Origin of the sequence: Erwinia sp. (assembly GCF_049696395.1) — a bacterium.
GTDB lineage: Bacteria > Pseudomonadota > Gammaproteobacteria > Enterobacterales > Enterobacteriaceae > Erwinia.
Genome location: NZ_JBAVTT010000182.1, coordinates 1 through 9,910, shown reverse-complemented (window position 1 = coordinate 9,910; position 9,910 = coordinate 1). Strand labels below are relative to the sequence as shown.

Here is a 9,910-nt window from a genome sequence, read left to right as displayed (position 1 = left end):
AACGAAACGCACTGGCTTACCGTCTTGCGCCATTTTTGCTGCTGCTGTCAGCAATTGCTCGGCGGTTTTGCCCCACAGATAATCAATAACCACATCCACCCCCTGCGCGAACTGCTCGCAGAATTGTTGGTTCAGCGCCTCTTCTTCTTGCGTCAGCGGGATAACAACGTCAGCACCCAGCAAAGAGAGTTGTTCCAGCGCTGCGGGATTACGCCCGGTAGCGACGATCTTTTTTGCCCCAAGGTAACGGGCAATCTGCACGGCCAACTTGCCAGATATGCCGGTGGCACCATTGATCAGCACCGTTTCGCCAATCTGCAATGTTGCCCTTTCAGTCAACGCTGCCCAGGAAGACATTCCCGGATTGGCTATGGCTGCTGCCGTGATGTCATCCAAATCGTCGGCCAGCGCAATGCACTGTGAGGCAGGCACCAAAGTCTGTTCGGCCATGCTGCCATAAGGCGCCACAGGCTTAATAAAATAGACGCGCTGTCCATCTTCCTGCACGCCAACACCGTCAATCCCGGCGATGAATGGATACTGCCCGCTGGCGCTGTAATGCTTACCAGAAGCACGATTTTTGACCAGATGACTCAATGCTGAGGCTTTGACCACGATCCGCTGAGCATCGGCTGTAGCAACCGGGTCGGTAAAATCACCATAAACCGGCAACTGCCCTGCTTTCGTTACAATGGCTGCTTTCATAAATTTCCCTCTGTAAGGTGGAGAAGAATTAGGTGTATAATGCACACATTAAATCGGAGGGGTTATGTCGTCAACCAATAATGTGCAAAATACACCTATCAGCCAGCAGTTGCGTCAGCTGCATGGGGCGATACTGGAAATTGTAGCGGTGATTAACCGTCCTCAGGGCGATGAGGTGCTGATTAAAGAAGCAGGCATCAATCTGGAAAGAGCGCTGTTCCCCTTACTGGTGGGAATTGAACGCTTTGGGCCGATTGGCGTGGTGGAACTGGCTGACCGGGTCGGACGTGATTACACCACAGTCAGCCGACAGGTAGCGAAATTAGAAAGTAGCGAACTGGTGGAACGCCGCCCCAGCGAAACCGATCGTCGGGTCAGAGAGGCGGTTATCACCCCAAAAGGCAAAACGATGACTGACCATGTTGATGCCGCGAGAGAAAGAATGGCGAAGGAGATCTTCGCCAGTTGGCAAGAAGAAGATGTCGGGCAGCTGGTCAGGCTGATGAGCAAATATGCCACGGCACTGAAGGGGAAAATCTCCTGACAGGCAGTTACTTGCCTTGATGCGCCAGTACGCTGGCCTTCATTCTTTTCACCGCTGCATGCGGCGCAGTTAGCACTGGAATGGAGACCTGCGCTCGGACATCGGCGGCCGCGCGTGAGGTAGAGAAATGCGCCAGCATAATCACATCACAATGCGCCAGTTCTTTAGCTCTGGCTGCAACCAGGCGGTTATGCCCTGCCGCATCCCCTTTTTTCATCAACTCTATTGCATCAGCTACCAGAATGGTGGTCAGCGTGGCTGACGACTGGTGCTCAGTAACATAGTCATTAAATTCCTCAGTCATCGTCTCCACTGAAGGGCCGAAGGTGGCCAGCATGCCAATATTTTTGCCCTGCGCCACCGCTTCATGAAACATCGCTTCATTTGGCTTAAGTACCGGGACAGGCACGGTTTTTGCCAGCCTGTCGATAGCCGGTCCAAAGGCTGAACAGGTAATCAAAATCCCGTCAGCCTGCATGTCGTAACCGTACTGACCAAACCGGACAAACCGCTCAATCATCGATTCACTCAGGTCCGGCTCCCTTGAACGGTCAAGAGAGAGGCCATCGTCCAGCAGGTTTACCAGCTCCGCCTCAGGCCACTCCTCTTTAAACGCCGTATGGATGGGTTCCATTGCCACTGGCGTGGCATGCAGTAATACGATTCTTACGCTCATAATGAACTCCTGGTGGGTATCTGAAAGCTACCCGACTAATGTAAGGGCTTACAAATATTGCTGTAAAGTGAAGTGGATCACATAAAAGCACACGGTTAGACGCAAGGTGTTATTGAAATGTTAGTGAGTATTGACCAGAATTGATAGCGCTTACAAAATATATGACTGACCCGGCTGAGCAGACTCTTCCGGTCCGCCTCCGCGCTAATGACTCTTATGGAGTGTGAGAACGCCTTATGACATCACCTGCCAACTCTTCATCATTACCTACTGTCGCTACCGCTAATCCGGCCAGGGCTGACAGCAATCCGGCGGTTAAAAAATTGCCGCGCCACTTTCGTGATTTGTTGGCGCTGGATGACTTTGAGCGCCACGCCCGCCGCCGCTTACCCAACATGATTTACCAGTATGTTGCCGGTGGGGTGGAAACCGGTCGCGGCATTGCCGGTAACTTTGAGGCCTATCAACGCTACGCCTTCCTGCCGCGCATGTTCCGTGATGTCTCTGGCCGCGATCAGCGCACTACCCTTTTCGGCCACACTTATCAGCACCCTTTTGGTGTTGCTCCGTTAGGTGGCGCTTCTTTCGTTGCCTATCAGGCTGATGTGGCGTTAGCGAAAGCCGCACGCGAAATGAACGTCCCGATGATCCTCAGCGCCTCGTCACTGGTTAAGCTGGAAGATGTCCACGCAGCCAACCCGGATGCCTGGTTCCAGGCCTATCTGGCTGGCGATCAGCCGCGTATTGACCGACTGGTAGATCGTGTTGCCAGCGCGGGTTATAAAACGCTGGTAGTGACCGGCGATACGCCAATGCTGGGCAACCGCGAACACAACACTCGCAGCGGCTTCAGTATGCCAATTAAGATCACGCCGAAGGTGGCCTTTGAAAGCGCGATGAGCCCTCGCTGGCTGCTCGGCACCGTTGCTCAAACGTTTTTGCGCCATGGCGCGCCGCACTTTGAAAATACCGATGCCGAACGCGGGCCACCGATGATGTCCAGCAAAGTGCGTAACACTCAGGCACGCGACAAGCTGAACTGGAAAAACGTTGAGGCTATCCGCAAAAAATGGCCTGGGAATCTGGTCGTTAAAGGGCTAATGTCGCCTGAAGATGCCTTTATTGCCCGGGATTTAGGGGCTGATGCGGTGATCCTGTCTAATCATGGTGGCCGTCAGTTGGACTGCACTTACCCGCCGCTTTATTCGCTGGAAGAAATTGCCGCTAAAAAAGGCAACATGAAAGTCATTATCGACAGCGGAATTCGTCGTGGGACGGATGTGATGAAAGCGATGGCGCTTGGCGCAGACTTTGTGTTCCTGGGCAGACCCTTCCTGTATGGCGCGGTGATTGGCGGCCAGGCTTGTGTGGAACATGCCATGCACATCCTGCGGGATGAAATCGACCGTGACCTGGCGTTAATCGGTGTGCGGACTCCAGCCGAACTGGACAGCAGTTACCTCCGCCGTATGCCCTGAATCCTGAGGAGGATGATCATGACTTCTGCTACCTCAATCCGCCTGTTCAACGTGCTGGCCATTCGCGCCCCTTTTGTTGAGCTGCAAACTGAATGGGATCGCCAGCATCCTGATAAGCCGCTGCTGATTGACTGGAACCCGACAACGGTGATTGAAGAGAAAGTCGCCAGAGGCGAACAGGCTGATGCCACGATCCTGACGGCTCCGGCAATGGACAAGCTTATTGCCGAAGGGATGATTGTGCCCGACAGCCGCGTGGAGTTGGTGGATTCACAGGTTGGGCTGGCGATGCTACCCGATGCTGAAGTGCCCGATATCAGCAACGTGGAGGCACTTAAATCTGCCCTGCTCGCTGCCCGCTCGGTGGGCTATTCACTGGCCGGTGCCAGCGGTCTGTATTTCCAGACTTTGTTGAAAAGGTTAGGCATTGAACAGGAGGTGAATGCCAGGGCCTCTACACTCCCGGAAGGGTTCACCGCCAGTCTGCTGCTGGACGGTAAAGCGGATATCGCCGTGCAGCAAATCAGTGAACTGCTGATGGTGAAGGGAATTAAGGTCATTGGACCGCTGCCCAAAGGGGCTGAGAAAGTGCTGTCGTTCTCCGGCGGCGTGTTCACGCATGCCGCTAATCCGCAAGGTGCCACGCTGCTGTTAAAAAACCTGCGTTCTGCACCTTCCCGTAAGGCATTCGAATCTTTTGGCCTGCAGTGGCGTGAGTAGCTTAGCGTTGGCAGCGTAGCTAAACGGTGATAAGCCCCAGCGCGCAATCTGGGGCTTGCGGTTATTTACGTTCGACGCGAGGTGCTGAACCGGTGCTGCCGCGTACTATCAACTCTGGCTTCAGGATGGTCTGGCGCACGGCTGGCTCGCCATTCAGCTCGGCCAGCAAAAACGCTGCGGCACAAACGCCAATCTCATCCAGCTCAACCCGCATTGTGGTCAGCGGATGCTCCAGATGCTCTGAATACTCATAGTCGTTAAACCCGGTTATTGAGATGTCGTTCGGAATCCGCAAATAGCGTTGGCTCGCGGCACGCATCGCGCCAAACGCCAGCAGGTCGTTACCGCAGATCACCGCCGTGGGCGGGTTTGGGCCATCCAGCAGCTGGAACATGGCCTGACGCGCATCGTTCATGGAAAAGGCGCTGTTAATCAGATTACGGTCATCAAGGCTGAGCCCGACAGCAGCCAGCGCCTCACGCGTGCCGGTAATACGATCGGAGACACGGTCGTTGGACGGTGGCGTACCAACAATCACGGCAAAAACCTTGTGTCCCAGCGCCAGCAGATGCGAAGTCAGTTCGCCCGCAGCCAGTTCATTGTCATAACCCACGCTCGGGTAGCGCTGATCGACCGAAAAGGTCTGAATGCAGGGAATGTTCTGCTGAGTAATACGATCCCACAGTTTAGGATGGTGAGAGTTCCCTACCAGCATCAGCGCATCGATGCCGTACTCCACCAGCTTGTTCACCTCTTTCAGTTCGGTTTCCGGATCGAAGTCAGAATTCGCCAGTAACATCGTATAGCCAGACTGGTGGATCTTCTGCTGGAAGGTAGCCAGCGGGCGGGAAAACGTCTCTGTCGCCAGCGTGGGCACAACCGCACCGATGGTCATACTGCGGCGGGAAGCCAGCGTACGCGCAGCCCGATTAATCACATAGCCCAGCTCTTCACAAGCCCGCTCTACCGCTTCCCGGCGAGACTGCCTGACCGTGGTGCTGCCGTTGAGCACCCTTGAAACCGTCGCCGTAGACACACCCGAACGCAGCGCTACATCTTCCAGTGAAACCCTCGATGAGGGTAAAGGCTTATCGGACATGATCGGACTCCAGACTGAAATTAGTGACGCCGCCCACAAAGTTTGCAGACAAGCAAAGATTCGTTTTGAAAGCGCTTACTTTTAGCTTGACTGATTTTTGTAATCGCTTACTTTTAACATCATATTATCAAATATAGCGTCAAGTTTCACCAAATGATAACAACGAGCCCGGCCGGAAGCGTCCACCTTTGGCACGGGCCTCGCCCTTAAAAGCACCGAGATAATAAAGGAATTCACCATGCGTAGATACCCACGGGTCCGCTGGCTGATGATCGCGTTTTGTTTCTTCGCCATCGCCATCAACTATATTGACCGCATCAATCTGGCCATTGCAGCGCCCCACATTAAAGCGGATTTAGGGCTGGATGACACCAGCATGGGTCTGATCCTCGGCGCCTTTTTCTGGACTTATGCGCTGATGCAGATCCCCGCTGGCCGACTGATTGACCGGGTCGGCGCACGCACTGGTCTGGCTATCGCGGTTGGCTGGTGGTCCCTGTTCACCGTCTTCACCGCTTTTGGTAAAGGCTTCACTTCAATCTTTGCTTCACGCCTGATGCTGGGTCTGGGTGAATCGGGTGGCTACCCGGGCTGTGCCAAGGTGGTGTATTCCTGGTTTGCCAAAAAAGAGCGCGCAACGGCCAGCGGGATCTTTGATGCAGGCCCACGTGCAGGTAGCGCCATCGCCCTGCCGCTGGTTGCCTGGCTGATCAGCACCTGGGACTGGGAAACCTCGTTTATCGTCACCGGTGCTCTGGGGCTGATTTGGGTGGTTGTCTGGCTGGCTTTTTACCGCGAGCCGGAAGAGATGAAGGGGCTGAACGAGCAGGAACGCCAGAATCTGCTGGAAGACCGTAGCGTCCATGTGGTGGATAAGAGCGAAAAAGTGCACATCGGCGCGCTGTTCCGCTACAGAACCGTATGGGGAATGATGATCGGCTTCTTCTGCATGAACTTCGCCACCTACTTCTTTGTGACCTGGTTCCCCACCTATCTGACCATGGCGCACGGCTTCTCCCTGAAGGAGTTGGGTACGCTGGGCGCGATCCCCGCTCTGATGGGGATCCCTGGTAGTCTGCTCGGTGGCCTGACCTCTGACTGGATGTACCGTAAAGGGTTCTCTCTGACCACGGCACGCAAGACCTGCCTGATTGCCGGCATGCTGCTCTCTTCCGTGATCGCCTTTGCCGCCTTTACCGACAGCATTACGGTGATCCTGACCCTCTTCTCCCTGACCTATGCCGGTCTGGCGTTTACCGCCGCCAATATCTGGACCTTGCCAGCTGATGTGGCACCAAGCTCTGGTTACGTTGGCACGCTGGGTGGCATTCAGAACTTCGCCGGAAACCTGGCCGGGATCGTGACCGCGTCCTTCACCGGCTTGATGCTGACCCTGAGCCACGGCTCCTTTGTTATTCCGCTGCTGGTTGCAGGCGGGATCTGCCTGTTCGGCGCGTTCAACTTCCTGTTTATCATGGGTAAAGTGGAACCGATTGAACTGAAAAAAAAGCCAGAGGCGACCAACGTTATCACTGCTGACCGTCAGGCCTGATCACAAGGCCACTCAGACTTACAACGGCAGCAACATCACGCTGTACCCTACAAAAGGCAAGGACAGACTCATGAAGAAGCGTTTTTATGCAGCGGCACTGCTGTCAATGATGGCGGTAAGCGCCGGAAGTCAGGCTCAGAGCCTGTTGTATGTTTCGAATGCTGACAGCGGCACGGTGACGGGCTATCAGCTGGACAAAGAGCAGATGAAGCTGTTGCCGCTGGGAACCTTTGAGGCGGGCAGTAAGGCCATGTCTTCTGTCGTCTCCCCGGACAAGAAAAAACTCTATGTCTCGGTCCGCAGCCAACCTTACCGCGTGGACGTGTTCGATATCCAACCGGACGGAAAACTGGTCAAGGCGGGTCAGTCACCGTTGGCCGAAAGCATGGCCTATCTGTCGATGGACAAAACCGGCCAGTATCTGCTGAGCGCCTCTTACGGCGGCGATCTGTTCAGCATCAACCGCATCCTGAGCACGGGCCAGGTTGAAGCAACACCGGTGCAAGTTGTGCATACCGGCAAACGCGCGCACGCCATTCAGGTGGATCCCACTAACCATTATCTCTACGTCACGCTGCTGGGGGCTGACCAGCTGCTTCAGTATCACTTTGATGCGGCAACCGGCCATGTAACGCCAAACACGCCGCCCTTTATCAATATCCAGAGTGAAGCCGCGACCGGCCCGCGCCACTTTGTGATGGCACCAAAACGGGATAAGCAAGGTAAGCAGAATATGTACATCCTGACGGAGATGGCGGGCAACATTACCCGTCTGACGTTAAATAAGGATGGCACCGCTACTGCTGTTGAAAATGTCAGTTCCGTTTCACCCAAAGAAGCGCTGCAGCGCGGCGAAGCTCGCCCGTTAACGGGTGATGACGATTTGCCACCTTCACATAAACCGCGCATCTGGCAGGCCGACCTGCATCTGACGCCGGATGGTCGCTACCTTTACTCAACTGAACGCACCAGCAGCACCCTTTCCTCGTTTTCCGTTGACCCGAATGACGGCCATTTAACTTACCTCACCAGCATCAAGACCGAACAGCAGCCTCGCGGGTTTGCCATTGATAAAACTGGTCGTTTCCTGATCGAGTCTGGGCAGAAATCTACCCAGCTTTCCCTTTATACCCTTAACGGATCAACCGGAGCTCTGACGCTGGTCGGGCGTTATCCAACCGGCAAGGGAGCGAACTGGGTGACGATGGTCGAGAAGTAAGGTTCATTGAGGCCCGGCACGTGACGTTGTGCCGGGCTGCGTCTGCACTAACTGGAGTACTTATGAAACGTTCATCCCTTTCCGCCCTGCTGACCGCAGGCTCTCTGGCGCTCTGCGCTATCCCAGCCAGCCAGGCTGCTGAACAGGTGGTCGCCACCAATCTTGAGCCGCTGCACCACGTTATCCTGGAAAATCAGTATGTCACCGTCATGCGGGTGATGCTGCGTCCGGGGCAGTCGACGATGTTCCATGAGCAGCATCTGGACTACGTCAATACCCGCGTCAACGGCAGCCTGGTGAATATCTCCTACCCGGATAAACCGGCGAAAGACATTGAGATGAAAAGCGGCAACGTGAAGTTTGGCGCGCATCAGGGCAAATCCGAAACGGACAAAGTGACCAATACCGGCACCACGCTGAATCATCAGGTTTCTTTCGAGATCAAACAGCCCGGTCCCTTGCATTTTGGCGGCGCAACACGCCCTGAGCTGCCGCTTTTCCAGCAGGTGCTCGATCAGAAAACCGTTAAAGGCTGGAAGGTGACGCTGCAACCCGGTGAAAGCACCACGCTCTATACCCAGCATGGGCCTGGCGTCCGTGTGTTCTTTACCGAAGGACGGTTGCTGACCTCGGTTCCCGGACAGGCTAATCGTAACAAAGAGAGTTGGATGCATCGTGGCGACGCGATGTTAACCCAGCCCGGAAAAATTGAGTTAACCAACGGCGGAGAGACCCCGCTGATTTTTAACGATTACGAACTGCTTTAAGCCGTCAATTTTACCGCCCACATCGCCGGTGTGGGCGGCGTTATTGTGTTCAGAGGCGCACGAAGAAGCGCCCTTTGCACCCTATAAAAATACCGTTTTCTTTTCTTTTTTTAAGGAGCATGTCAGGTGAGACGACTTTGTCTGCCTTTCGCCATCAGTCTGAGCCTGTTGTCGGCCGGGAGCTTTGCCGCTGCCCCTTCGATAGCCGACCAGTCTCTGATAGCGAAGGGAAAATATCTCGCGACCGCAGCCGACTGCGGGGCCTGCCACACGTCACCTCACCAGGGTGCACCGATGGCTGGCGGATACGCGATCGCTTCCCCCATGGGCAGTATTTATGCCAGTAACATCACGCCTTCCCTCACTGACGGCATTGGCCACTACAGCGAGGAAGATTTCTCTCGGGCAGTCCGTCTGGGCATCAACAAGCAAGGCGAACATCTCTACCCGGCGATGCCTTACCCTTCCTATGCGAAGATCAGCAATGACGATATTCATGCGCTTTACGTCTATTTTATGCAGGGCGTTGCGCCAGTTGATCGGGCATCACCCAAAACCGAGCTACCTTTCCCGTTCAGCATCCGCAGTTCGATGGCTGTATGGAACAAGCTGTTCGCTGAATCCAGGCCGTGGACGCCAGCACCTTCTGCCTCGCCTGAGGTGAATCGCGGTGACTATCTGGTCAATGCTCTGGCTCACTGCGATACCTGCCACACGCCTCGCAATGCGCTGATGGGTCAGCAGAACGATCGCGCCTTATCTGGCGGCAGTCTGGGCAGTTGGTACGCGCCGAACATCACCCCGGATCAACAATCAGGGATCGGCAACTGGTCGGCTACCGAGCTGGCTCAATATCTGAAAACGGGCCATGTCGCCGGGAAAGCGCAGGCGGCTGGGCCAATGGCTGAAGCGGTTGAACACAGCCTGCAATATCTCTCAGACAGCGACATTCAGGCGATGGTGGCTTATCTGCGCCAAATCCCTGCGGTCAGCACTGGTGCCGTCATGCCCAGAGACAGCTATGGCGCCCCTTCTGAAACCGAGCAGCAGGTCCGTGGGCAAGCAGGCCAGACGGATGCTGGCTGGCAGGTCTTCAGCGGCAGCTGCGCTAACTGCCATCAGCCTGATGGTCAGGGCAACGAGCGGTATC

General features: G+C 55.2%; 10 protein-coding genes. 7 read left to right on the top strand and 3 right to left on the bottom strand.

Annotation, left to right across the window (positions count from 1 at the left end):
* Nucleotides 1-705: quinone oxidoreductase family protein (locus WCC56_RS20775; protein ID WP_424694210.1), on the bottom strand; the 705-nt coding region annotated here is incomplete at its 3' end.
* A gap of 64 nt (nucleotides 706-769) precedes the next feature.
* Here WCC56_RS20775 and WCC56_RS20770 point away from each other — a divergent pair.
* Nucleotides 770-1,249, top strand: coding sequence for a MarR family winged helix-turn-helix transcriptional regulator (locus WCC56_RS20770; protein WP_424694209.1), 480 nt, complete (start codon nucleotides 770-772; stop codon nucleotides 1,247-1,249).
* Nucleotides 1,250-1,256: 7 nt separating this feature from the next.
* Here the strand turns inward: WCC56_RS20770 and WCC56_RS20765 are convergent, their stop codons facing one another.
* Nucleotides 1,257-1,925 (bottom strand): aspartate/glutamate racemase family protein, encoded by a 669-nt coding sequence (locus tag WCC56_RS20765; RefSeq protein ID WP_424694208.1) that lies wholly within the window; start codon nucleotides 1,923-1,925, stop codon nucleotides 1,257-1,259.
* Between the two features lie 236 nt (nucleotides 1,926-2,161).
* On the opposite strand from WCC56_RS20765, the gene WCC56_RS20760 reads away from it, so the two are divergent.
* Entirely contained in the window at nucleotides 2,162-3,403 is a 1,242-nt protein-coding gene (locus tag WCC56_RS20760; protein WP_424694207.1) for an alpha-hydroxy acid oxidase, read from the top strand.
* 18 nt (nucleotides 3,404-3,421) lie between these two features.
* Nucleotides 3,422-4,123, top strand: a complete 702-nt coding sequence (locus WCC56_RS20755) for a substrate-binding domain-containing protein (RefSeq protein ID WP_424694206.1) — start codon at nucleotides 3,422-3,424, stop codon at nucleotides 4,121-4,123.
* A 61-nt stretch (nucleotides 4,124-4,184) separates the two neighbouring features.
* Here WCC56_RS20755 and WCC56_RS20750 read toward each other — a convergent pair whose 3' ends face one another.
* Nucleotides 4,185-5,222 (bottom strand): LacI family DNA-binding transcriptional regulator, encoded by a 1,038-nt coding sequence (locus tag WCC56_RS20750; RefSeq protein WP_424694205.1) that lies wholly within the window; start codon nucleotides 5,220-5,222, stop codon nucleotides 4,185-4,187.
* A 238-nt stretch (nucleotides 5,223-5,460) separates the two neighbouring features.
* Between WCC56_RS20750 and WCC56_RS20745 the strand changes: the two genes are divergently transcribed.
* The 4 genes from WCC56_RS20745 to WCC56_RS20730 all read left to right on the top strand — a co-directional run.
* Nucleotides 5,461-6,774 carry an MFS transporter gene (locus WCC56_RS20745; RefSeq protein ID WP_424694204.1) on the top strand — a complete coding sequence of 438 codons (1,314 nt, stop codon included), beginning with the start codon at nucleotides 5,461-5,463 and terminating at the stop codon, nucleotides 6,772-6,774.
* Between the two features lie 70 nt (nucleotides 6,775-6,844).
* Nucleotides 6,845-7,993 carry a lactonase family protein gene (locus WCC56_RS20740; RefSeq protein ID WP_424694203.1) on the top strand — a complete coding sequence of 383 codons (1,149 nt, stop codon included), beginning with the start codon at nucleotides 6,845-6,847 and terminating at the stop codon, nucleotides 7,991-7,993.
* A 62-nt stretch (nucleotides 7,994-8,055) separates the two neighbouring features.
* A complete protein-coding gene (locus tag WCC56_RS20735; protein WP_424694202.1) occupies nucleotides 8,056-8,760 on the top strand; it encodes a hypothetical protein in 705 nt (234 codons plus the stop codon).
* Between the two features lie 126 nt (nucleotides 8,761-8,886).
* The coding region (locus tag WCC56_RS20730; RefSeq protein WP_424694201.1) for a c-type cytochrome at nucleotides 8,887-9,910 on the top strand (1,024 nt) is incomplete at its 3' end.

Coding starts and splice junctions, on each gene's coding strand:
- WCC56_RS20770 (WP_424694209.1), top strand. CDS start 770: ATGTCGTCAACCAATAATGTGCAAAATACACCTATCAGCCAGCAGTTG.
- WCC56_RS20765 (WP_424694208.1), bottom strand. CDS start 1,925: ATGAGCGTAAGAATCGTATTACTGCATGCCACGCCAGTGGCAATGGAA.
- WCC56_RS20760 (WP_424694207.1), top strand. CDS start 2,162: ATGACATCACCTGCCAACTCTTCATCATTACCTACTGTCGCTACCGCT.
- WCC56_RS20755 (WP_424694206.1), top strand. CDS start 3,422: ATGACTTCTGCTACCTCAATCCGCCTGTTCAACGTGCTGGCCATTCGC.
- WCC56_RS20750 (WP_424694205.1), bottom strand. CDS start 5,222: ATGTCCGATAAGCCTTTACCCTCATCGAGGGTTTCACTGGAAGATGTA.
- WCC56_RS20745 (WP_424694204.1), top strand. CDS start 5,461: ATGCGTAGATACCCACGGGTCCGCTGGCTGATGATCGCGTTTTGTTTC.
- WCC56_RS20740 (WP_424694203.1), top strand. CDS start 6,845: ATGAAGAAGCGTTTTTATGCAGCGGCACTGCTGTCAATGATGGCGGTA.
- WCC56_RS20735 (WP_424694202.1), top strand. CDS start 8,056: ATGAAACGTTCATCCCTTTCCGCCCTGCTGACCGCAGGCTCTCTGGCG.